We start from the raw sequence: 23342 nt of genomic DNA, 5'->3' as shown, positions 1-23342 counted from the left end.
CCGCCGGCGTTTTGTCCATCGGGAGAGTTAACCGAGGATGACCTGCAGTCAGAACGCCTTGAAGGTCAAGGTGGTCAGCGAACGGACGATGCCCGGTATATTGGCAATGTTATCGTTAACGAATTTTCCGATGTCCTGACCCTCTTCAATATACACCTTGAGCAGGAGATCGTAGTCGCCGCTCGTCGAATAGAGTTCCGAGACGCGTTCCGTCTGGTAGATGGCGTCGGCGACCTCATAGGTTTTGCCGGGGACGCATTGGAGCTGGACGAAAATCGGCTTCATGGGAGGTTCCTGCATTGAATTCTATTTGGTGCACATAATGCTCGAAAGCACCATGCCCGCGCAAGCCGTTCCGTCATGCCGAGGCTTCCTCTAGGATCCAATCGCGAAACGCCACCAGAGGTGCGTAGTCGGCCCGCTCGGGCGGATAGGCAAGGTAGTACTGTTCGCTGCTCTCCATCTCGCGGTCGACAGCCGCGACGAGTTCGCCCCGCTTCAGTTCGTCCTGGATGAGGAAGGTCGGCAGCAACGCGACGCCGATCCCGGCCGTCGCCGCTTGTGCCGCCGTTGCAAACTGGTCGAACAGCATGCCATGCACACTGTGAAATGCCACACCGTTGTCGGCGAACCACTGCTCCCAGGCGTCTGCGCGGGTGTTGAGGTGCAGGAGGGGAACGCCGAGCAGATCAGGCGCGTCCCTGAGTGAGTGACGATCGCGAAATTCCGGACTGCAAACCGGCGCCGTTTTCTCGGACATCAGGAATGCGAGCTCCGCGCCCGGCCAGTGGGGGTGACCGAAGTGGATTGCGGCATCGATCGAATCGAGGCGAAAGTCGAAGGAGGATAGGCGCGTCACCAGATTGATGGTGACGCCGGGATTGATGGCGAGAAACCGTCCAAGGCGCGGCGCGAGCCAGCGTGTGCCGAACGTTGGCAGGATGGCAAGATTGAGAGTACCGCCATGCGGGTTGGCACGAAGATTGAGCGACGCGTTCGAAATACGTCGCAGCGCCTCGCGAATCTCGCGCGCATAGCTATCGCCCGCGAGCGTCAGGCGCACCGTCTGGCGTTCACGGACGAAGAGCTCCACGCCGAGTTGCTCTTCAAGCGCCTTGATCTGGCGGCTGACGGCACTTTGCGTCAGATCGAGTTCGCGCGCGGCCGCGGTGACGGTGCCGGTGCGGGCGACAGCGTCGAAGGCGGTCAGTAATGAAGTCGAGGGTAAAAAACGCCGTGATGGCAGCATGATCATTCCATTGGAGAATGAGCTATTTCCGAAAAGTCGATATTTATGGCTTTCACTGCCTTGTAAAGAACTTCATCCATCGAAATCGGAATGAACGTGGAGTTCTCCCATGCCGGCAGGCTTCGTTTCCACAAACCGAATACGCTCACTCTTCACGGAGGCGCTGTCGCAGATGTGTCGCGCCGAGGTGCCGCAATACGGGACGCTGCTCAAGCTTGTCGCAGACGTGAACGCCGAGGTTCTTGCCGGTGACGTCGAACTTCGTCGCCGGCTCATGCGCGCCGGCGAACTGGACCGTATAGATGTCGAGCGCCATGGCGCGATCCGCCTCGGATCGGCGCAGGAGCTCCATGTCATTCGACGGCTGTTTGCAGTCATGGGCATGCAGCCAGTTGGCTACTACGATCTGTCGGTGGCGGGCGTGCCGGTGCATTCCACTTGCTTCCGCCCGATTGACGATGCCGCGTTAAGCGTCAATCCATTCCGTGTCTTCACCTCGCTGCTGCGTCTCGAGCTGATGGAGGATGCAGCTCTCCGCACCGAGGCCGGCGACATTCTGGCTCGACGTCGGATCTATACCCAGCGCGTGATCGAGCTGATCGAGCGCCACGAGCAGGCTGGCGGCCTGACCGAGGACGAGGCTGCCGAGTTCGTTGCCGAGGCACTTGAGAGCAGCAGAATTACGAGACGCGCTCGAACCGCAAAGCGTTCGAGGACGCCCTTGGTGTGTCCGTCGAGGATGAACTGGAACTCTATGCGGAGCGTCAGGCGCGGTCGCTTGAAACGGCTATCGATCTGCTTGGCCTCGCAGCTTTGCAACTGAAGCCAGTTGCCTGATTGGTCCTGCGAACGATCAGGCAGCGGTAGAATGCCGCCAACTTCAACTGATGGAATTGATCGATGCTGAATGATCCGCGCTCCCACGGGCTTTGGGAAAAAACCGCTCCGCCGCCGCCTGTTACCTCTCCTCTGGAGGGAGCCGTCAGTGCCGATGTGGTGGTGGTGGGCGGTGGATACACAGGGCTCTCGTCGAGTCTTCATCTCGCGGAGGCCGGTTCGCGGGTCGTATTGCTCGAGGCGAAGGAAATCGGATTCGGCGGGGCAGGGCGCAATGTCGGCCTCATCAATGCCGGCATGTGGGTCATGCCGAACGACCTGCCTGGCGTCCTTGGCCCGGTCCATGGCGAACGCTTGCTCGACATGCTGGGCAATGCGCCGAAGCTGGTGATGGAACTGATCGAGAAGCACGGCATCGCTTGCGAGCTTGAACGCCACGGCACGTTGCATGTCGCTGTCGGCACCGAGGGCCTCAAGGAAATCGAGGATCGCGCCAAGCAATGGGGGGCACTCGGAGCACCGGTTACCCTGCTCGATGCCACCGAGACCGCCAGGCGCGTCGGAAGCAGCGCCTATACCGGATCACTGCTCGACATGCGCGCCGGCACGCTGCAGCCTCTTGCTTATGCACGCGGACTTGCCCATGCGGCCATCACGGCAGGCGTTGCGGTTCATACCTCGAGCCCCGTCACCGCGACAGAGCGGAACGGCAGTCGCTGGAACGTCAAAACGGCGACGGGTCAGGTGACTGCCGACTGGATCGTCGTGGCCACCGATGCCTACAGCACGGGGCCATGGGAGCAGGTGCGTGCCGAACAGGTGCATCTTCCCTATTTCAACCTTGCGACCACGCCACTCAGCGACAACCTGCGCAAATCGATCCTCGCCGGGCGCGAGGGGGTCTGGGATACCAAGCAAATTCTTTCGTCCTATCGGATGGACAAGGCTGGCCGGCTTGTCTTTGGCAGCGTGGGCGCCTTACGCAACACCGGGCTTTCCGTCCACAAGGCGTGGGCAAAGCGATCGCTGAGGAAGCTGTTTCCCCAGATCGGCGACGTGGAGTTCGAATGCGAATGGTACGGCAAGATCGGCATGACCGACAACGCGCTGCCGCGCTTCCACAAGTTTGCACCTAACGTTGTCGGCTTCTCCGGCTATAATGGCCGCGGTATTGCGCCCGGCACTGTTTTCGGACGTACGCTTGCCCGTCACATCCTGGGCCAGATGAGCGAAGCCGATCTGCCGCTGCCTTTGACTGTGCCCGCCGAACCGAGCTTCCGCGCTGTCAAGGAAATATGGTACGAAGCCGGCGCTCAAGTCGCTCACTTCGCCGATGCCCGCTTTTGAGAACAACAAGGTTGGAACCACGACAATGACCATTGCAACGCTTGATCTCGCCTCCGAGACAATGACACTGCTCGCCGAACTGGGCGTTTCCTCGGACCGCTTTACCGGCGGCACGCTGCGCGTTACATCGCCGGTATCCGGCAAGGAAATCGGGGCGCTGAAGGAACATTCCGTCGCAGGCGCGAAGGCCGCGATTGTAGACGCGCACAAGGCATTTCTGGAATGGCGGGCGGTGCCGGCCCCGAAGCGCGGCGAACTCGTCCGTCTGCTCGGTGAGGAGCTTCGCGCCGCCAAGAGCGCACTCGGGCGGCTGGTGTCGATCGAAGTCGGCAAGATTACCTCCGAAGGTCTCGGCGAGGTTCAGGAGATGATCGACATCTGCGATTTTGCCGTCGGCCTGTCGCGCCAGCTCTATGGCCTGACGATCGCCACCGAGCGCTCCGAGCACCGTATGATGGAGAGCTGGCATCCGCTGGGCGTCGTCGGTATCATCTCGGCCTTCAATTTCCCAGTCGCGGTCTGGTCGTGGAATGCGGCGTTGGCGCTTGTCTGCGGCAATTCGACCGTGTGGAAGCCGTCTGAAAAGACGCCGTTGACGGCGTTGGCGACACAGGCCCTGTTCGAGAGGGCGTTGAAGCGCTTCGTCGCCGAAGGCGGCACCGCGCCGGCCAATCTGTCGACGCTGCTGATCGGGGGCCGCGAGATAGGTGAAGTGCTGGTCGATCATCCGAAGGTGCCGCTTGTTTCGGCCACCGGCTCGACGGCCATGGGCCGTGCTGTCGGTCCACGCCTGTCGCAGCGCTTTGCCCGCGCCATTCTCGAACTCGGCGGCAACAATGCCGCGATCATCTGCCCGACGGCCGATCTCGACCTGACGCTGCGCGGCGTCGCCTTCTCGGCGATGGGCACCGCCGGCCAGCGCTGCACCACGCTTCGCCGCCTGTTCGTTCACGAGAGCATCTACGATACGCTCGTGCCGCGCCTCCAGAAGGCATACGGTTCGGTAACCATCGGCAACCCGCTTGACGCCGGCACGCTGGTCGGTCCGCTGATCGACAAACAGGCATTCAGCAATATGGAGTTCGCGCTTGGGCAGGCCAAGGCAGCAGGCGGAAAGGTCACCGGCGGCGAGCGCGTCGAAAACGGCTCCGCGGATGCCTTTTACGTCCGTCCGGCGCTGGTCGAAATGCCGTCGCAGTCCGGCCCGGTCGAAAACGAGACCTTCGCGCCAATTCTCTACGTGATGAAATATAGCGATTTCGACGAAGTGCTGGAGTTGCACAATGCCGTGCCCCAGGGCCTGTCGTCGTCGATCTTTACCAACGACATGCGTGAAGCCGAAACGTTCGTTTCTGCCCGTGGTTCTGATTGCGGCATTGCCAACGTCAACCTCGGCCCTTCGGGCGCTGAGATCGGCGGCGCTTTCGGCGGGGAGAAGGAAACCGGCGGCGGACGCGAGTCCGGCTCCGATGCATGGAGGGCCTACATGCGCCGCACGACCAATACCATCAACTACGGTAGGACCCTGCCGCTGGCGCAGGGCGTCAAATTCGACGTCGAGTGATCGCTGCATTGCGACAAGTGGGGCGACGGCGTACCAGCGTCCTCGCCCCTTTTCTTTTGCGCACGTCTTTCCACGATCTGACACTTTCTGCGGCGGAAAGGCTGGTTTTTGATGCGCTGATGCGCAACCGCGTCGACGCGGCCATTGGCCGCGCCGGCTGGCCGACGAATTTTCGTCCGATCCGGGCGTGCGACTCCAGCCGTCGCCGGCAGTCTGCACGTCATCAAGCTCTCGAAAGCGGTATCGAGGTTGATGAAGTAATTGCGACCATCAACGCTCCCTGATCACTTTTATAGTTGACTAATTAAATCAAGTATTTGTGATTGATCAGGATTGCTGAAAACTTGAAATCCCAGTTCAAGAAAAATATACGAGCTCTCATCACCCTGGGGGAACTCGGGTGGAACGCCATGGAGGGCATCATGAAAATTTCCCTTAGCCGTTTCTCGGGAGCGCTCGCATTTGCCGCGTCGCTTCTTGCTGCAACATCGCTGGCATCAGGTGTCGCACGCGCCAATGACTCCGAGGGCATCGTTGTCTACAACGCCCAGCACGAGAGCCTGGGCCGCGAGTGGATCGATGCCTTTACCAAGGAAACCGGCATCAAGGTGACGATGCGTCAGGGCAGCGACATGCAATTCGCCAACCAGATCGTTCAGGAAGGCGACGCCTCGCCGGCCGACGTGTTTCTGACCGAGAACTCGCCCGCCATGACACTCGTTGATTCGGCCGGCCTCTTCGCACCGGTCGATAAGGATACGTTGGCGCAGGTGCCGGATCAGTATCGTCCGTCCGATGGCATGTGGACCGGCATTGCGGCGCGCTCGACGGTGTTTGTCTACGACAAGACGAAGCTGACCGAGGGCAAGCTGCCGAAGTCACTGCTGGATCTCGCCGACCCGGCCTGGAAGGGCCGTTGGGGCGCGGCGCCTGCCGGCGCCGACTTCCAGGCGATCGTGAGCGCCCTGCTCGAACTCAAGGGCGAGGAAGCGACAGCCGCGTGGCTGAAGGCGCTCAAGGAGAACGCAACACCCTACAAGGGCAACAGCGTTGCCATGAAGGCGGTCAACGCCGGTGAAGTCGAAGGTGCCGTCATCTACCACTATTACTGGTTCGGCGATCAGGCGAAGACCGGCGAGAACAGCAAAAACGTCGCGCTTCATTACTTCAGGAACGAAGACCCGGGCGCATTCGTCAGCATTTCCGGCGGCGGTATCCTGAAGTCCAGCCAGCACCAGAAGGAAGCCCAGGCGTTCCTGAAGTTCATCACGGGCAAGGCCGGGCAGGACATCCTGAAGACGGGTACGTCGTATGAGTATGCCATCGGCAAGGATGCTGCTTCCAACGACAAGCTGGTTCCGCTCTCCGATCTGCAGGCGCCGAAGGTCGATGCTGCGAAGCTGAACAGCAAGAAGGTCACCGAGCTGATGACCGCTGCGGGTCTCATCTAGGGCCTCGTGTCGCAGGTGCCTGAGGTCAAAACTATTGCTTTTGGCTCAAGAAAACCTTAGGGCATGACGAAATCCGGCAACCGCTCGGTCAAGAGCGGTTGCCTTCCTTTTTCAGGGTGTGAAGGCGGCGGCCTTGCTGCAGGACAACAGATTGCTCGCTTCCGGCCAACAGATGCCGACGGTGCGGCCGTTGGTCGGATTGAATCGGCTGCGCGCCCGCATGCCGCATGTTTCCGTCGTCCTCATCGCGTCCGTGGTTGCCTTGTTCAGCCTGGTTCCGCTGGGTTTCATCGGCTGGATCACCGTCGATGTCGGCTGGCAGACGGTCAAGGAGCTGGTATTCCGGCCGCGCGTCGGCGAATTACTGGTCAATACCGCACTTCTGGAAGTGATCACCGTTCCACTCTCGATCGTGCTCGCGGTGACGCTCGCGTGGCTGACGGAACGTACTGATATCCCCTTTGGTCGGCTCTGGTCCTGGCTTGCCGTCGCGCCGCTCGCCGTTCCCGCCTTCGTGCACAGCTATGCCTGGGTCAGCGTGATTCCAGGGATGCGCGGGCTGCAGAGCGGCGTCTTCGTTTCCGTGCTTGCCTATTATCCGTTCCTCTATCTGCCTGTCGCGGCCGCGCTCCGACGGCTGGATCCGGCGATCGAGGATGCGGCTGCCTCGCTCGGCCTCGGCCCCTGGGGGGTATTTTTCCGGACGATCCTGCCACAGCTGCGGCTAGCGGTTTGTGGCGGCTCCCTGCTGATCGCGCTGCACCTTCTGTCAGAATACGGCCTATACGTGATGATCCGTTTCGACACCTTCGCCACTGCGATCGTCGACCAGTTTCAGTCCGCCTACAACAGCCCGGCCGCGAACATGCTGGGCGGCGTGCTGGTCGGTTGCTGCCTCCTCCTTCTCGCCCTCGAGGTTCTGCTGCGCGGCAACGAGCGCTATGCGCGCGTCGGATCAGGCTCGGCCCGTCCGGCAGATCGCCGACGTCTCGGCTGGTTCGTTGTGCCTGCCGTGCTCCTGCCGGTCGTGCTGGCCTGCCTTACTCTCGGCGTGCCGTTCGTCACGCTTGCGCGCTGGCTTTATTTCGGCGGCCCCGATGTCTGGCGACTGGATACGGTGGGTAACGCATTCGCGCAGACCATCGTGCTTGCCGTCGCCGGCGGGATACTGGCGACGATCGCAGCCGCGCCGATGGCCTGGCTTTCGGTGCGCGCTCCGGGACGGTTCCAGCGCATACTCGAAGCTTGCCACTATTATGTCGGTTCCCTGCCAGGCGTCGTGGTGGCTCTGGCATTGGTCACGATCACAGTTCGGCTCGTTCTGCCGTTGTATCAGACATTCGCCACGCTGGTCGTTGCGTACATTCTCCTCTTCCTGCCACGCGCGATGGTGGGTCTTCGGGCCAGTATCGCGCAAGCTCCGATCGAGCTGGAGCGTGCTGCAATGGGTCTCGGGCGCACGCCCGCGCAGGCCGTGCGGCAGGTGACCATGCGGCTTGCGGCACCGGGAGCCGCCGCCAGTATCGCTCTGGTGGCGCTCGGCATTACCAACGAGCTCACGGCGACCTTGATGCTGGCGCCCAACGGCGTCGAGACGCTGGCGACCAAATTCTGGTCGCTGACCAGCGAGATCGATTACGTGGCGGCCGCGCCTTACGCCTTCATGATGGTGGTGCTGTCGCTGCCGCTGACCCTCCTCCTCCATGCTCAATCGAAACGGACTGCCGGACAATGACGCTGCTCACGATCGCCGGTATCAGCAAGCGCTACGGCCATGTCCAGGCGCTGGAAAACATCTCGCTCGATGTTGCTGCCGGCGGCCGTACGGCCGTCGTCGGACCTTCGGGATCGGGAAAGACGACGCTTCTTCGCATCGTCGCTGGATTCGAGCAGCCGGACATCGGACGGGTAACGCTGGACGGCGAACTCCTGGCCGATGGACCTGCCGCCGTACCGGCGCACAAGCGCGGCATCGGCATCGTCTCGCAGGAAGGCGCACTCTTTCCGCACCTCGATGTCGCTGACAATATCGGCTTCGGTTTTCAGCGCGGGACGCCCGATCGTGACAAGCGCATCGCCGAGCTGCTCGATATGGTCGAGCTCGACCGCAACATGCTGACACGCCGGCCCCACCAGCTCTCCGGCGGCCAGCAGCAGCGCGTGGCGTTGGCGCGTGCGCTTGGCCGCAAGCCGCGACTGATGCTGCTCGACGAGCCATTTTCGGCGCTTGATACAGGACTGCGGGAAAACATGCGCAAGGCCGTGGCGCGCGTTCTACAGGCGGCGGGTATCACCACGATCCTCGTCACCCACGATCAAGCCGAGGCTTTGTCCTTCGCTGATCAGGTTGCCGTGCTGCGCGAAGGACGCCTCATTCAGGCCGGGTCGCCGCAGTCGCTCTATCTGCACCCGCAGGACCGAGAAACGGCGCTCTTTCTGGGGGATGCGGTGATGCTACCGGCGATCATCAAGAACGGCTTTGCCGATTGCGCGCTCGGCCGTGTCGCCGTCGATAGCGGCCATCAGGGCAAGGTCGAGATCATGCTGCGCCCCGAGCAGATCCGCGTCGTCACGGATGAGAGCGAGCCGAAGTATGGCGGGCGTGTCGTCGAGGTCGAGTTTGGCGGTGCGACTTGCACGGTCGCGGTGTCGCTTGAAGGCGTCGCATTGCCGCCGATCCTGATCAAGACGTCGAGCGTGGCGCTTCCCGAGCGCGGCGACCGCGTTCGCCTCGACATCGCCGGCAAGGCGCACGTATTCGGCCGCTGATCAGGCCGTCTTGCGCTCGGCGTCATCGATGCTCTCGTCGAGCCAGCCGCCGGCAAAGCCTGCGCGCTTTAGGCCGCCGCGGATCACTGGCGATCTCCGCATCAGGCTCCAGATGAAATCTGAGCGCTCGTTTTCGATCGACATCACCAACAGCCCCTGATCGATGCCGACACAACGGTCGTCAACCCAGCCTTCTGGCCGAGCGGTCTTAACCGTCGGATTGAAGCCGCCGGGAAAGCGGTCTTCGTAGAGCAAATTCGGGTAGGCCGATAGAAGCGCTCTCAATCCATCGATCGAGGCCCGTCGGTCATAGGGAAGACAGGCGAGTGCCGCCCAGGGAGCAAGCGTACCGTCGTCGGGACCAAGAGGGGCGCCGCGGGCAGCGTAACCCAGGACTCGTGGGCGCCGGCCTCCGCGCATGTTGCGCGTGGGCGGTGGGCCGTCGCAAGCCGAAAGCCCCCAGACGCCCTTGCTGTAGCCGACGAAATGGCCGGGATTTCGTTCGGCATAATCCCGCTGAACGGCGATACAGGTCTGCGTGTTGCTGAAGTAGTCCCAGTTTCGCTCGGCCATCGGCCTGTCCTGGATGCCGCGGAAATCGATCCAGGCATGCGAAAACAGGTGTATGAAGAGCGGCCCTGCATAAAGATAGGGCTGATCGCCAAATAGCATCCAGGAATAGCTGGAGGTGAAGGCGTCGTAGCTCGACTGCGGAATCGGATGCGTCGGCGAGGCAAGCGCAAGCGTGTAGAGCAGAACGGCTTCATCGTAGCCCTGCCAGCGCCAACGCAGAAAGCCGCTTCCGGGTTTCCAGCCCATACAGACGGTCTGGCCCTTATTCAACGCCCAGTGCCAGTCGATCCGCTCATAGATCAGGGTCGCCAGTCGGCGGATTTCAGTTTCGGCCTCGTCTTCGCGGTCAAAGTAGGCGGCCGATGTCAGGATACCGGCGATGAGCAGCGTGGTATCGATAGTCGAAAGCTCGCTGTTCCAGGCGCGGTGGCCGGTGTCCATATGCAGGAAGTGATAGAAGAAGCCGCGGTGCCCGATCGAGTGGCGCTCGCGGCCCTGATGCCCGTCGGCGAAGAAGCATAGGGTTTTTATGGTCCGTTGCACGGCGTCCGCGCGCTCCACCCAGCCGCGTTCGACCGCAACGGTATAGGACGACAGCGCGAAGCCCACCGCCGCGATGCTGCAGGGAACGCCCGCAATGGATGTATCGGCGACAAGGCCATTGTCGGGATTATAGTGCTTCGGGAAATAGTTGAATGCGCCCCGCTGCAGTCTGTCGATCAGCGCGACGTCTGTTTCCTCGGTCCGTTGCAGCATGTGCTCCAAGCCCAAATTGTTTGCCCCGCGATTCACCATGCGGAAGCGCTGAACGCAAATCAATCCCTTTTGAAGGGACCGGATACACTGGATGTCCAGGCAAACATTCCGCCACCTTCCTTAGGTCCGATGTCGGATCACGCTTGCGCGGCTCTCCAGTTGGCAGTGCCTGCAAGCCATTCCTTCGTCCTTTTCTCTGGATTGGCGTTCAAGGTGATGTCGGTCACCACCGCCGCGCTGTCCGCGCCCTGGGCAAAGACGCCCTCGATGCGATCGATGTTCAGACCGCCGATAGCAACAAGCGGTATATCACCGATGCGCGCCTTCCATGCGCTGAGGCGCTCCAGCCCCTGCGGAGCCCATCTCATCTGCTTGAGTATGGTCCGATAGACCGGGCCAAGCGCGATATAGTCCGGCTTTGCGGCCATCGCGGTTGCTAGTTCAGCATCGTCATGGGTCGAGAGCCCAAGCTTCAATCCGGCCGAACGAATTGACGGGAGATCGGCCAGGGCCAGATCCTCCTGGCCGAGATGCAGGAAGTCGCACCCCTCCTCGATGGCAAGCTGCCAGTAGTCGTTGACGATCAGCTGGCATCGATGTGCAGCACAGATCGTCTTTGCTGCACGGAGCTCGGCGCGCAGTTCTGCCTGCGTGCGGTCCTTGATGCGGAGCTGCACCAGCTTGACGCCGAGCGGCACCAGCCGGGCAATCCAGTCGGCGCTGTCGACGATGAGGTAAAAGGGATCGAGCCTCATGCGAAGACCGCCCTTCCGATCACCGGCGTCGAAGGCACCGCCATGTCGCGCGGCTCCAGCATGCCGGCGCCAAACGCCTGCCTTCCTGCCTGGACCGCTCTGTCGAAAGCGGCCGCCATGGCGACGGGATCGCCAGCGCCCGCAACGGCGGTATTGAGGAGCACTGCGTCGAATCCGAGTTCCATGACAGCGGCCGCATGTGACGGACGGCCGATACCCGCGTCGACAATCAGGGGCACGCCGGGGAAATGCGCGCGCATGGCGCGAAGAGCAGAGAGATTGAGCGGCCCGGCAGCACTACCGATCGGCGCGCACCAGGGCATCAGGACCTTGCAACCCGCCTCCAGCAGCCTTTCTGCGACCACAAGGTCGTCGGTCGTATAGGGAAAGACCTCGAGGCCTTCACTTGCAAGAATGCGCGCCGCCTCGACCAGGCCAAAGACGTCGGGCTGCAGCGTATCGTGGTTGCCAATGACCTCGAGCTTTATCCAGTTGGTGGCAAACATCTCGCGCGCCATCTTCGCCGTCAGCACTGCCTCGGAGACGCCGTGGCATCCGGCGGTATTGGGCAGGACGCGAACGCCGAGCGCCCGGACCATCTCAAAGAACGCGCCGCCGTTGCGTCCGCCGGCGGTCTCACGCCGCAGCGAGACGGTGACAATCTCGGTTGCCGATTGCTTGACGGCTTCTGCGAGGATGGCGGGCGAGGGGTAGCGTGCGGTGCCGAGGAGAAGGCGGGAGGTAACTTCGGCTTCGTAGAGCTTCAGCATCGGTCACCCTCCCTGCATCGGCGATAGGATTTCGATCCTGTCATCATCGTTGAGCGCGTGGTCTGAGCGGTCTTCGCGGTGAACGAGCTCGCCATTGACGGCGGTGGCCAGCCACTCGCCCTCGTACTCCATCAGCGCCAGCAATTCGGACAGCGTCGTTGCTGTGATATTCTGGGGTTCGCCATTGACGATCAGTTTCATGAAGCATCCCTTCCAGTTGAATTCAGGGCCGTTGAATGTGATGAGAAGACAAGGTCGGCCGCTTCGGCAGCCAGCGTCGGGGCCAGCAGGAAGCCGTGGCGATAGAGGCCGTTGAGCGAGACCACGTTTCCATCACGGGTCGCGCGGGGGAAATTGTCTGCGAAGGCGGGACGGATGCCGGCGCCGGTTTCCATGACGGCTGCATCCGCAAAGGCTGGATGCAGCGCATAGGCGGCGTTCAGCAATTCCATGAGCGAGCGCGCCGCGATCGGCCCGTTGAATTCCGTCTCGATCATCGTGGCGCCGACCATGAAAAGGCCGTCGCCGCGAGGAACGATATAGACCGGAATACGCGGATGCAGCAGGCGAACGGGGCGGCCCAGTTCGACCTCGCCGGTCTTGAGGTAGAGCATTTCGCCACGGACGCCGCGCAAACCGCGCAACTGGTTGATCCGCGCGATACCGGTGCAGTCGACGACCTCATCAAAATCGTGTTCGTCGGCAGGCTCGCCAATGAAAGCGACACCCTCTGCTGCGAGTTTCTTCTGTAGTGACGTCAACACCAGCCGTGGGTCGAGATGAGCTTCCTGGGGAAAGAAAAGGGCATGTCTGAAGCGACCGGCAAGAGCCGGTTCCAGAGAGGCGATGCGCTCTTCCTCAAGCCACTCATACCCGTTCGTTCGCCCCGCAAAGCTCTTCAGCTCACCGTGGTCGCGTGTCGGTGCGACCACCAGCGTCCCGTTGCGACGTACCTCGCCCGGCAGGATCGCGTCCCACCGGTCGGCGGCGTCGATGCCACGCGCGAGCACGGCCTCGCCTGCAGTTTCGCGTTCGCACCAAGGCGCCAGCATGCCGCCGGCGAGCCAGGATGCGGCATGACCGAACCCAGGCCCCGGGTCCATGACGGTGACGTCGGCGCCGCGCGCGCGTAGTTGATGGGCGACCGTGAGGCCGGCGACGCCGGCCCCTTTGACAAGGACGTGCATGTCAGCCTGCCGCAGGTTTGGCGGCATTGATCGTCATATAGAGATCACCGCCCTCGCGGTATTTCGCCGCCATTGCATCCAGCCCTTCCTTCTGCGCCTCCGCGCGGATATCGTGGGAGATCCGCATGGAGCAGAATTTCGGGCCGCACATGGAGCAGAAGTGCGCGACCTTGTGTGCCTCCTTCGGTAGCGTCTCGTCATGAAAGCTGCGGGCGGTTTCGGGGTCGAGCGAGAGGTTAAACTGATCCTCCCAGCGGAACTCGAAGCGAGCGCGGGAGAGCGCATCGTCGCGCAGCTGGGCGGCCGGGTGGCCCTTGGCAAGATCGGCGGCATGGGCGGCGATCTTGTAGGTTATGACACCTGTCTTGACGTCGTTGCGATCCGGAAGGCCGAGATGCTCCTTCGGCGTCACGTAGCAGAGCATGGCCGTGCCGAACCAGCCGATCATCGCCGCGCCGATGCCCGAGGTGATGTGGTCGTAACCGGGTGCGATATCGGTCGTCAGCGGCCCGAGCGTGTAAAAGGGTGCCTCGCCACAGACGGCGAGCTGCTTGTCCATGTTCTCCTTGATTTTGTGCATCGGCACATGGCCCGGGCCCTCGATCATCACCTGGCAATCCTTCTCCCAGGCTAATTTCGTCAGCTCACCCAGGGTTTCCAGCTCGGCAAACTGTGCCGCGTCGTTGGCGTCCGCGATCGAGCCGGGGCGCAGGCCGTCGCCGAGTGAGAAGGACACGTCGTAGGTGCGACAGATGTCGCAGATCTCGTCAAAGTGCTCGTAGAGGAAGCTTTCTCGGTGATGATGGAGACACCATTTGGCCATGATCGAGCCGCCGCGCGAGACGATGCCTGTGACGCGGCTGACGGTCAGCGGGATATAGTGGAGCCGCACCCCGGCATGGATGGTGAAGTAGTCGACCCCCTGTTCTGCCTGTTCGATGAGCGTGTCGCGGTAGACCTCCCAGGTCAGGTTTTCGGCGATGCCCTCGACCTTCTCCAGTGCCTGGTAGAGCGGAACGGTGCCGATCGGCAGCGGCGAATTGCGGATGATCCATTCGCGGATGTTGTGGATGTTGCGGCCGGTCGACAGGTCCATGACGGTATCGGCGCCCCAGCGGGCTGCCCAGACCATTTTCTCGACCTCTTCGGCCATCGACGAGGTAACCGCCGAGTTGCCGATATTGGCATTGATCTTCACCAGGAAGTTCCGGCCGATGATCATCGGTTCGGCTTCGGGATGGTTGATGTTGGCGGGAACGATCGCCCGTCCCGCCGCCACCTCCTGGCGGACGAATTCGGGCGTCACGTGGTCCGGAATGTGGGCGCCGAAGCTCTCGCCGTCGCGTATCGTCGCTTCGGCCTTGGCCTTGCGGCCAAGGTTCTCGCGGATGGCGATGAACTCCATCTCCGGCGTGATGATGCCGGCCCGGGCATAGGCGAGCTGGGTGACCGCCTTGCCGTCCTTTGCGCGCAACGGCTGGCGCTGCCCGGGAAATTCGGGCGTCAGACGCTCGCCGCTGGCAAAGCCGTTGTCCTCAGGGCGTACATGCCGGCCCTGGTAGGCCTCGACATCGCCGCGGGCAAGCACCCAGCCGCTCCGGAGCTCTGGCAAACCCTGTTCGATGCGGATGTCGGCGCCGTCGATCGTGTAAGCACCGGAGGAATCATAAACCACGACCGGCGGTTCGCCCGATGTCGGGTGAACGCTGATCTCGCGCATCGGGACGCGGATGTCGGTGTGGATATCTCCCGGAATATAGATCTTCCGGGATGCAGGAAGCGGGCCGGTGGTGACTGTGGGGGTGAGGTTTTTTGCGACAATATTCATGGTCGAGGCTCCAAGTTTGCGATTGGAGACCCAGTCCTCAGCCGGAAAGATGAAAACACGCCGACTCGGATTCCACGCGTGAATCCGAAGCCTTTCGAGCGCTTGCACCGTCCCTACGCCAGTATGAACTGGATCAGGTTCAACGGGTCACTGCGCGCGATAGCAGTATCTCAGCCCCTTGCCGGGACCCCCCTGGTGAATGCCAAAAGGTTAGAGCGTGCGGGGCGAGGCTGTCAAGCATCGGCTTTGCGGCCATCGAACGGCACACCACTTTGCGGAAGCTGCTGCTGAAAAAAAGGCGGTGAGAGCTCGGTCCTGCCGTTTCGAGCGCGACCAGTTCGCTGTCGGCGGCGCGGACGGCGGCAAACGCAATAGCTTCCGGGAGCCGCCGGCCTGCGATATACGTGGTGAAATTGACTTGCGGCTCGATCGCGGTCGCGAGGGACAGGTCCAGTCGTGAGGCGCTGGAACCCAGCCGCGACCGCCTGCCACCGCGCTGAAGGGAGAATGCTCCATAGCCGTTAACGACCCTATCACATCCGGCGACGCGACCGATCGTCTCGACGCGCTCATCCGCAATCTTCTGCACGCTACCATTGAGCACGATAGCGAGGACGCGCTGGCCCTTATCAGGCGGTATATCGATCGCGCCCTGCCGGGCACGACCAATGACGAACTCGATGCGGCGTTGAAGCGGATTATCTACGCCTCATTGACGACAAAGCAGTGAGGACGTGCACGTACCAACAATTCTCAGACCTCGATGGCTCGATCGAAGCGCACCGGCAGGCGGCCGCAGCTGTCAACACTTCGGAAAAGTTGCCCGACCTGAAAGATAGGTGACGTTTTGCGATGATATGCCGCTTGCAGGACCCGAACCAGCGACCCATTGCGAAGATCGGAACAGCAAGTTCATGGGTAGCACGTAATCTAAAGTACCAACAAAAGTCCCAGCCGACCGAACAAAAACACGAAAAAAACAAGTTAAAGCAATATGTTAATAAGGTGGGGTTGGCGGAGATGGTGAATTCGAACCCTCGACACGCTTCCCATGCCCGAGGGGACCACGGTGGCGAAACTGAATTCACGCAATGAAGCCGCCTTGCGGCGGCCGATGGGTAACGTATTGATCTTCATAAGATAACTGGAGCGGGCGAAGGGATTCGAACCCTCGACCCCAACCTTGGCAAGGTTGTGCTCTACCCCTGAGCTACACCCGCTCAATCCACATCGGTCCGGGGTAGTTGTGAGGACCGTGGGCGCCACCTTGCGGCGACGGGCGCTATATCGCCCAAACGATTTTCAAATGCAACAGGGAAATGACGCAAACTCGAAGAAAAATTCGGACGGCCTCGATCGGAGTGTCAAGAACGCCGCAAACGCAGGGAAAACCGTCAAATGCGGGCGTTGCAAAAGAAGGATGACGGACGTAATCAGGATGCCTTACCGCTTTCCATGAGACCGACGGATCCTGAAATGACTGAAACGATGCCGAAAACCGCTGACGACTTGTTCGCTTTTCTCGATGGGCTGGGTGCAAAGCACAGCACCAAGACGCATGCCCCGGTCTTCACAGTCGCCGAATCTGTCTCGCTGCGCGACGAAATTCCCGGCGGACACACGAAGAATCTGTTCGTCAAGGACAAGAAGGATCAGTTCTTCCTTCTGACGGTCGAGGAGCATGCCGCCGTCGATCTGAAAACGGTGCATACGCTGATCGGTGCTGCAAGCAAGGTGTCGTTCGGAAAGCCGGAGAAGCTGATGGAGTATCTCGGCGTGACGCCGGGTTCGGTGACGGCTTTCGGCGCGATCAACGATTCGGGGCGCAACGTCACGTTTGTGCTTGATGCGGACCTGATGAAGGAAGAAATCATCAATTGCCACCCGCTTTCAAACGACGCCACGACGTCGATCGCAAGTGGTGATCTCGTTCGTTTCATGGAAGCGACCGGACACAAGCCGCTTGTCTTGAAAGTGACGTCCTGACATACGATTTTAGCGCTAGAAAGGCCGGCTAACCGGCGCGGCGGGAGAGACCTATGAGCGGTAACGACAACCCTTACAACAATTCCTTTGGCCAGATGTCTGCAACGGCAAGCTACGGCGATGCGCCGGCACCAGCAGCAGGCGGCTACATCAAGGACACGACGACCGCAACCTTTACGAAGGATGTCATCGAGGAGTCCCGCAACCAGCCGGTTCTGGTGGATTTCTGGGCGCCCTGGTGCGGTCCCTGCAAGCAACTGACGCCTGTCATTGAAAAGGTGGTCAACGAGAGCCAGGGCCGCGTCAAGCTCGTCAAGATGAACATCGACGATCATCCGTCGATTGCCGGCCAGCTCGGTATCCAGTCGATCCCGGCGGTCATCGCTTTCGTCGGCGGCCGGCCGGCTGACGGCTTCATGGGCGCGGTCCCGGAAAGCCAGATCCGCGAATTCATCGATCGTATCGCCGGTCCCGCCGGTGCCGATCAAGCCGCCGAAATCGAAGCGGTCTTGAAGGAAGCGGACGGCCTTCTCGCCGCTGGCGATGTCAATGGCGCGGCGCAGCTTTACGGCGCCGTCATGCAATCCGATCCTGAAAATGCCAAGGCGCTTGCCGGCATGGCGGAATGCATGATTGCCGCCAACCAGCACGAACGGGCGCGTGAGGCGCTCGCCGATCTTCCTGAAGAGATGGCGAAGGATGCTGGGATCCAGGCGGTTCTGAAGAAGCTCGCGCAGATCGAGGAAGCCCGCAAGCTCGGGGATCCAGTGGCGCTCGAGCATGAGCTGGCCCGCAACCCCGACGATTACGAAGCGCGCGTCAAACTGGCGAAGATCCGCAATGTCGAGGGCAGGCGCGACGAAGCGGCCGAGCACCTGTTTTATGTCATGCGCAAGGACCGCACGTTCGACGACGACGGCGCACGTCGCCAGCTCCTCCAGTTCTTCGAGGTGTGGGGGTTCAAGGACCCGGCGACCGTTGCTGCGCGGCGCAAGCTTTCAGCGATGCTCTTCTCCTAAGTTTGCGAGAATGGCCCTTGCGTTTTTGAGGGCGTACCCCACATTCCGTTAGTGCGGGCGCGTGACGTTGCGCCTTGCCGATGATGCGGGACCAGCCTCTATGCAAGTGGGGAATGCACGATATCTGAAACCCGGCGATCTGCCTGACACGATCGCCGTTTTCCCTTTGGCGGGCGCGCTTCTGCTGCCCACAGGACAGCTGCCGCTGAATATTTTCGAGCCGCGCTACCTGTCGATGTTCGACGCCGCGCTTACGGGCAACCGGCTGATCGGCATGGTGCAGCCTGCGCTTGGAGATACGGAGGATAAGCATGGCGATGCCAATCTGGCTTCAGTCGGCTGCCTCGGCCGTATCACCTCGTTTGCGGAAACAGGCGACGGCCGCTACATCGTCTCGCTCACCGGCATCTGCCGTTTCCGTCTGCTGGAACAGAAGGAAACGCATCAGCCGTTCCGCACATTCCGCATCGCGCCTTTCATCGCCGATCTTTCGGCGCGTGACGAGGAAGATGCCGTCGATCGAGTAGCGCTTCTTGCCGCGTTCAAAGCCTATCTCGACGCCAACAAGCTCGAGGCCGACTGGGAGAGCGTGGAGCGTGCCAGCAATCTGACGCTGGTCAACTCGCTTGCCATGATGTCGCCCTTCGGGCCGGCCGAGAAGCAGGCTTTGCTCGAAGCGCCCGACCTGAAGACGCGAGCCGAAACGCTTATCGCAATCACCGAAATCGTGCTTGCGCGCGTCTTCGGTGACTCCGACACGGTGCTGCAGTAAAGGCGGACACATGGACGAAAAACTCAGCCGCGTTGATCCGAAGCTTCTGGAACTGCTGGTCTGTCCCCTGACCAAGGGTAGGCTTACCTACGACCGCGATCATAGCGAGCTGGTGTCGGAAAAGGCGCGTCTGGCCTACCCGATCCGCGACGGCATCCCGATCATGTTGGTGTCGGAGGCGCGGGAGCTGGACGATTAGATTGCTTGGCCGGCAAGCAGGCGTGGATTGTCTTTCGCCGTCGTGCCGGCGGCCTGTCCAATGAAGAAGGATTTGAGGCCGGGCAGCCGGTCGACGATGCCGAGGCCGAGGTCGCGGGCAATCCGGATCGGCGCAAGATCGTTGGAAAACAGCCTGTTCAGTACGTCGGTCGTCACCCCCATGCGGAAGGTGTCGAAGCGGCGCCAAGCCTGGTAGCGCTCCAAGATATTGATCGAGCCGATGTCGAGACCCAGCCTGTCGGCCTCGACGATTGTTTCGGCAAGGGCTGCGACATCCTTGAACCCAAGATTCAGTCCCTGGCCGGAAATCGGATGGATGCCGTGTGCCGCATCGCCGGCAAGGGCAAGACGCGGAGCCACGAAGGCGCGTGCGAGGGTGAGGCCGAGCGGAAAAGCGCGCTTGTCGCCGACGACCCTCAGCGTGCCGAGCTTGTGGCCAAAGCGGCGTTCCAGTTCCTCCTCGAAGATAAGATCGTCGGATTTGACCAGGCGGTTTGCCTCCGCGGTCGGTTCCGTCCAGACCAGCGACGAGCGGTTGTCCTTCAGCGGCAGGATGGCGAAGGGGCCGGCGGGCAGGAAATGTTCCTCGGCGCAGCCATTGTGCGGGCGCTCGTGCTCGACCGTCGTAACGATCCCCGATTGGCCGTAATCCCAGGACACCGTCTTGATTCCGGCCAGTTCGCGGACATGCGAGCGGACGCCGTCGCAGGCGACCACCAGGCGCGTTTCCAGCACCGTGCCGTCGGAAACCGTTACCTCGGCATGTGTATCGCCTGTCTTCAGGCCGGTGGCGCCGAGCCCATGGTGGATCTCTATGCCAAGCCGGCCGCAGGCGCCGCGCAGCGCCCTCACCAGTGCAACATTGGGAACCATGTGCGCGAATGGCCGGCCCTCGGACACCTCACCGTCGAAGGTGAGGAAGACGGGGCGCACGGGATCGGCGGTTTTCGAGTCGGTGACGATCATCTTGGTGATCGGCTGTGCGTCGGGTTCAATCTCGTGCCAGATGCCGAAGACCTCCAGCATCTTCGTTGCTGCGGCGATGACGGCGGACGCGCGCGTGTCGCGTTGCCAGGCCTCTTCCGGCGCTGCCTCGACAACGGCGACGTCGAGATGAGGGGCGGCCTGCTTGACCGCGACGGCAGCGGAAAGACCGATATAACCCGCGCCAACAACCAGCATGTCCCGCATAGCGTTCAGTCCTTTTGCCTGTGAATATCGTATTGATCTATATAGATCATCGCCGCCGCACTTCCTACCGTCCGGAGCCATACAAAATGACGCGCGACACCGAAAAGCCGACCGCCATGAAAACGTTGTTGTCGACGCTCGATCTGGAGCCGATCGAAGTCGATATTTTCCGTGGCGTCAGCCCTCAGGTCGGCTGGCAGCGCGTCTTTGGCGGCCAGGTGATCGCACAAGCCCTGATGGCGGCGCAACGGACGGTCGAGCGCGAACGTCTCGTGCATTCGCTGCACGCCTATTTCATGCGGCCGGGTGATCCCGCCGTTCCGATCGTTTATCAAGTCGAGCGGATTCGTGACGGCTCCAGCTTCAACACGCGTCGCGTCGTCGCTGTCCAGCATGGAAAGGCGATCTTTGCGCTGTCAGCCTCGTTCCAGATCGAAGAGCCGGGCTTCGATCATCAGATCGACATGCCTGGCGTGCCGCAGCCCGAGACGCTGTTGGATGAGCAGCAGATCGCCGCACAGTATCTGGTCAATGCCCCGGCGGCGATCCGCAAGTATTGGGAACGCGAGCGGCCCATCGAAATCCGGCCTGTGGCGCTCACGCACTACTTCTCGAGCAAGAAGCTCGATCCGTTCCAGCACGTCTGGGTGCGGGCGACCGGTCCTGTTCCGGACGACAGGCTCTATCAGGCGTCCATTCTCGCCTATCTATCCGACATGACGTTGCTGGACACGTCGCTTTATCCGCACGGAACGTCAATCTTCGATCATACACTTCAAGTCGCCAGCCTCGATCATTCGATGTGGTTTCATCGTCCCACGCACCTCGACGACTGGCTCCTCTACACACAGGACAGTCCCTCTGCCTCCGGAGCGCGAGGTCTGACGCGCGGTAGCCTCTTTACGCGAAATGGTGTCCTGGTTGCCTCGGTGGCTCAGGAGGGGCTGATTCGTAAAAGAGCAAATGCGTAATAAATGCGCATCTTCGTTCATTTGGGTGTTTTTTGAGCGATTATCGGGCAATCATTTGCCTGTTTATTAGTGCCATCAATTATCGTGTTTATTTTTCAATTACTTAGTTGTCATTTCGAATCTGGCACGCCCCTTGAATGTATATCGCCGGTCGCTGTTCGTGAACGTCAGCGGCAAGGAGAGTCGGCTCCGTGCCGAGGGTAACGAAGGATGGGAAACCAGATGAAAATTGTGATGGCCATTATCAAGCCGTTCAAGCTCGATGAGGTGCGCGAAGCTCTCACGGCGATCGGCATTCAGGGCCTGACCGTGACCGAAGTAAAAGGCTACGGGCGCCAGAAGGGACATACCGAAATCTATCGCGGCACCGAATATGCGGTCAGCTTCCTGCCGAAGCTCAAGATCGAAATCGCAGTCGCCAGCGAAATCGTAGAAAAGGCAGTCGAAGCTATCGCGTCGTCGGCCAAGACGGGTCAGATCGGCGACGGCAAGATCTTTGTCTATTCGATCGACCATGCCGTGCGCATCCGTACCGGCGAAACCGACTCAGAAGCGCTGTAAGGCCGAGCAAGGAGCTTTTCTCAATGTCCATTTCGAAGTTTACTTCCACCTACGCGCGTCTTGCCGCCGCGTCCACAGTGCTTCTGGCGCCGGTTGCAGCCTTCGCGCAGGACGCTGCCGCGACCGCCGCCCCTGCTGCCGCTGCTGCCCCTGTTCCTGACAAGGGCGATACAGCTTTCATGTTCATCTCCACCCTGCTCGTTCTGTTCATGATCCTGCCGGGTCTTGCGCTGTTCTACGGCGGCCTCGTTCGTGCAAAGAACATGCTCTCCGTGCTGATGCAGTGCACGATGGTTGCTGCCGTACTGATGCTGATCTGGGTGATCTACGGCTACTCCTTCGCTTTCGGCGGTTCCGACAGCCCGTACTGGGGCGGCACGGCGAAGATGTTCCTCGCTGGCGTCACGAAGGATTCGACGGCTGCGACCTTCTCGCAGGGTGTCGTCATTCCTGAGTTCATCTTCGCACTGTTCCAGATGACGTTTGCGGCGATCACGCCTGCACTGATCGTCGGTGCCTTCGCTGAACGCATCAAGTTCTCGGCTGTGGTCCTGTTCTGCGCCTTGTGGGCAACCTTCGTGTACTTTCCGATCGCTCATATGGTCTGGGATGCCAACGGCCTGCTCTTCAAGATGGGCGCGCTCGACTTCGCAGGCGGCACGGTCGTTCACATCAACGCCGGCGTTGCCGGTCTGATCGGTGCGATCATGGTCGGCAAGCGTACCGGTTTCGGCAAGGACATGATGGCTCCGCACTCGATGACGCTGACCATGGTCGGTGCGTCGATGCTCTGGTTCGGTTGGTTCGGATTTAACGCCGGCTCCAACCTGGAAGCTTCCGGCGGCGCTATGCTCGCAACGGTCAACACCTTCATTGCCACTGCTGCAGCCATCGTTTCATGGGCGGTTGTCGAAACGCTTACCCGCGGCAAGGCATCCATGCTCGGTGGCGCCTCCGGCATGGTCGCTGGTCTCGTTGCGATCACGCCGGCTGCGGGCATCGTCGGTCCGATGGGCGCAATCATCATGGGCCTGATCGTTTCGCCGCTGTGCTACTTCTTCGTCTCCGTGGTCAAGAACAAGTTCGGATACGACGATACCGCTGACGTCTTCGGCGTCCACGGCATCGGCGGGATGTTCGGCGCGATTGCCACCGGCATCTTCGCTTCCGCATCGCTCGGTGGTGTCGGCTATGTCGAAGGTGTCACCATGGGCGGTCAGGTCGTCACCCAGCTGACGGCCGTCGCTACCACCATCGTATGGTGCGGCATCGGCTCGGCAATCCTCTACAAGCTCGTCGATATCATCGTCGGTCTGCGAGTCACTGTCGAAGCGGAACGTGAAGGTCTCGACCTCGCAACGCATGGCGAAGCCGCTTACCACTCGTAATCAAGGCTTGCGGCGTCCTGTCATGGGCGCCGCAAAACAGCCCGTAGCGGCCTATTCGAAACGTTTAAGCCGCTTTGGCCCCGACCCTCAAAAGGTTCGGGGCTTTTTATTTTCCAATGCGAGATATGGGGAGTGCATGGTTAATACGG

At 61.2% G+C, this 23342-nt stretch carries 21 protein-coding genes, 1 tRNA gene, 2 pseudogenes and 1 riboswitch; of the genes and pseudogenes, 14 read left to right on the top strand and 10 right to left on the bottom strand.

Annotated features, from left to right (window positions below):
• Positions 1–48: 48 nt before the first annotated feature.
• Entirely contained in the window at positions 49–285 is a 237-nt protein-coding gene (locus AC1D2R_RS11430; protein ID WP_037059054.1) for an Lrp/AsnC ligand binding domain-containing protein, read from the bottom strand.
• 73 nt (positions 286–358) lie between these two features.
• Complete coding sequence (locus AC1D2R_RS11425; RefSeq protein ID WP_477967397.1) at positions 359–1249, bottom strand: LysR family transcriptional regulator; 891 nt, start codon at positions 1247–1249, stop codon at positions 359–361.
• Positions 1250–1358: 109 nt separating this feature from the next.
• Between AC1D2R_RS11425 and AC1D2R_RS11420 the strand changes: the two are divergent.
• The 7 genes and pseudogenes from AC1D2R_RS11420 to AC1D2R_RS11390 all read left to right on the top strand — a co-directional run.
• A pseudogene (locus tag AC1D2R_RS11420) lies at positions 1359–1958 on the top strand (2-oxoadipate dioxygenase/decarboxylase family protein); the annotation flags it as partial.
• A gap of 191 nt (positions 1959–2149) precedes the next feature.
• Positions 2150–3433 carry an NAD(P)/FAD-dependent oxidoreductase gene (locus AC1D2R_RS11415; RefSeq protein WP_477967396.1) on the top strand — a complete coding sequence of 428 codons (1284 nt, stop codon included), beginning with the start codon at positions 2150–2152 and terminating at the stop codon, positions 3431–3433.
• Positions 3434–3458: 25 nt separating this feature from the next.
• Positions 3459–4997, top strand: coding sequence for an L-piperidine-6-carboxylate dehydrogenase (gene amaB / locus AC1D2R_RS11410; RefSeq protein WP_477967395.1), 1539 nt, complete (start codon positions 3459–3461; stop codon positions 4995–4997).
• Positions 4994–5281 carry a hypothetical protein gene (locus AC1D2R_RS11405; protein WP_477967394.1) on the top strand — a complete coding sequence of 96 codons (288 nt, stop codon included), beginning with the start codon at positions 4994–4996 and terminating at the stop codon, positions 5279–5281. Before amaB ends, AC1D2R_RS11405 begins: the two co-directional genes overlap by 4 nt.
• A 138-nt stretch (positions 5282–5419) precedes the next feature.
• On the top strand, positions 5420–6448 hold the full coding sequence (locus tag AC1D2R_RS11400; protein WP_477967393.1) for an iron ABC transporter substrate-binding protein: 1029 nt from the start codon (positions 5420–5422) through the stop codon (positions 6446–6448).
• Between the two features lie 63 nt (positions 6449–6511).
• A pseudogene (locus tag AC1D2R_RS11395) lies at positions 6512–8183 on the top strand (ABC transporter permease).
• Positions 8180–9217, top strand: a complete 1038-nt coding sequence (locus AC1D2R_RS11390; RefSeq protein ID WP_477967392.1) for an ABC transporter ATP-binding protein — start codon at positions 8180–8182, stop codon at positions 9215–9217. The pseudogene AC1D2R_RS11395 and the gene AC1D2R_RS11390 overlap by 4 nt, the downstream one beginning before the upstream one ends.
• On the opposite strand, the gene AC1D2R_RS11385 is transcribed toward AC1D2R_RS11390, so the two are convergent.
• The 7 genes from AC1D2R_RS11385 to AC1D2R_RS11355 all read right to left on the bottom strand — a co-directional run bounded on the left by AC1D2R_RS11385 (position 9218) and on the right by AC1D2R_RS11355 (position 16306).
• The gene (locus AC1D2R_RS11385) at positions 9218–10546 is read right to left on the bottom strand and encodes a glucoamylase family protein (RefSeq protein ID WP_477967391.1); all 1329 of its coding nucleotides are present in this window, start codon (positions 10544–10546) and stop codon (positions 9218–9220) included. It lies immediately after the preceding gene.
• 137 nt (positions 10547–10683) lie between these two features.
• Entirely contained in the window at positions 10684–11301 is a 618-nt protein-coding gene (locus AC1D2R_RS11380) for a thiamine phosphate synthase (RefSeq protein ID WP_477967390.1), read from the bottom strand.
• Positions 11298–12071: a thiazole synthase gene (locus AC1D2R_RS11375; RefSeq protein ID WP_477967389.1), complete on the bottom strand. Its 774-nt coding sequence runs from the start codon at positions 12069–12071 to the stop codon at positions 11298–11300. The genes AC1D2R_RS11380 and AC1D2R_RS11375 overlap by 4 nt, the downstream gene beginning before the upstream one ends.
• A gap of 3 nt (positions 12072–12074) precedes the next feature.
• Positions 12075–12272, bottom strand: coding sequence for a sulfur carrier protein ThiS (gene thiS / locus AC1D2R_RS11370; RefSeq protein ID WP_477967388.1), 198 nt, complete (start codon positions 12270–12272; stop codon positions 12075–12077).
• Positions 12269–13258 (bottom strand): glycine oxidase ThiO, encoded by a 990-nt coding sequence (thiO, locus tag AC1D2R_RS11365; protein WP_477967387.1) that lies wholly within the window; start codon positions 13256–13258, stop codon positions 12269–12271. Before thiO ends, thiS begins: the two co-directional genes overlap by 4 nt.
• Position 13259: 1 nt before the next feature.
• Positions 13260–15086: a phosphomethylpyrimidine synthase ThiC gene (thiC, locus tag AC1D2R_RS11360; protein ID WP_477967386.1), complete on the bottom strand. Its 1827-nt coding sequence runs from the start codon at positions 15084–15086 to the stop codon at positions 13260–13262.
• Positions 15087–15178: 92 nt separating this feature from the next.
• Positions 15179–15290: riboswitch (TPP riboswitch) on the bottom strand.
• Positions 15291–16231: 941 nt separating this feature from the next.
• Positions 16232–16306: transfer RNA gene (locus tag AC1D2R_RS11355), tRNA-Gly, on the bottom strand.
• A gap of 256 nt (positions 16307–16562) precedes the next feature.
• Here AC1D2R_RS11355 and AC1D2R_RS11350 point away from each other — a divergent pair.
• From AC1D2R_RS11350 to AC1D2R_RS11335, 4 genes are all read left to right on the top strand, one after another.
• Positions 16563–17072 (top strand): prolyl-tRNA synthetase associated domain-containing protein, encoded by a 510-nt coding sequence (locus tag AC1D2R_RS11350; protein WP_477967385.1) that lies wholly within the window; start codon positions 16563–16565, stop codon positions 17070–17072.
• A 53-nt stretch (positions 17073–17125) separates the two neighbouring features.
• Positions 17126–18091 carry a thioredoxin gene (gene trxA / locus AC1D2R_RS11345; protein ID WP_477967384.1) on the top strand — a complete coding sequence of 322 codons (966 nt, stop codon included), beginning with the start codon at positions 17126–17128 and terminating at the stop codon, positions 18089–18091.
• Between the two features lie 100 nt (positions 18092–18191).
• Positions 18192–18863 carry an LON peptidase substrate-binding domain-containing protein gene (locus AC1D2R_RS11340; protein WP_477967383.1) on the top strand — a complete coding sequence of 224 codons (672 nt, stop codon included), beginning with the start codon at positions 18192–18194 and terminating at the stop codon, positions 18861–18863.
• A gap of 10 nt (positions 18864–18873) precedes the next feature.
• Positions 18874–19062 (top strand): Trm112 family protein, encoded by a 189-nt coding sequence (locus tag AC1D2R_RS11335; RefSeq protein ID WP_477967382.1) that lies wholly within the window; start codon positions 18874–18876, stop codon positions 19060–19062.
• Here the strand turns inward: AC1D2R_RS11335 and AC1D2R_RS11330 are convergent.
• Positions 19059–20273, bottom strand: a complete 1215-nt coding sequence (locus AC1D2R_RS11330; protein ID WP_477967381.1) for a ubiquinone biosynthesis hydroxylase — start codon at positions 20271–20273, stop codon at positions 19059–19061. The genes AC1D2R_RS11335 and AC1D2R_RS11330 overlap by 4 nt on opposite strands.
• 86 nt (positions 20274–20359) lie before the next feature.
• Between AC1D2R_RS11330 and tesB the strand changes: the two genes are divergently transcribed.
• From tesB to AC1D2R_RS11315, 3 genes are all read left to right on the top strand, one after another.
• Complete coding sequence (gene tesB / locus AC1D2R_RS11325; protein ID WP_477967380.1) at positions 20360–21244, top strand: acyl-CoA thioesterase II; 885 nt, start codon at positions 20360–20362, stop codon at positions 21242–21244.
• Between the two features lie 210 nt (positions 21245–21454).
• Positions 21455–21805 (top strand): P-II family nitrogen regulator, encoded by a 351-nt coding sequence (locus AC1D2R_RS11320; RefSeq protein ID WP_037059084.1) that lies wholly within the window; start codon positions 21455–21457, stop codon positions 21803–21805.
• A 23-nt stretch (positions 21806–21828) separates the two neighbouring features.
• Positions 21829–23193, top strand: coding sequence for an ammonium transporter (locus AC1D2R_RS11315; RefSeq protein WP_477967379.1), 1365 nt, complete (start codon positions 21829–21831; stop codon positions 23191–23193).
• Positions 23194–23342 lie beyond the last annotated feature (149 nt).

This window comes from Rhizobium sp. P1_C7 (assembly GCF_056406295.1).
Note: the sequence above shows the minus strand (reverse complement) of the source record. Positions and strands in the feature narration are given on the sequence as shown.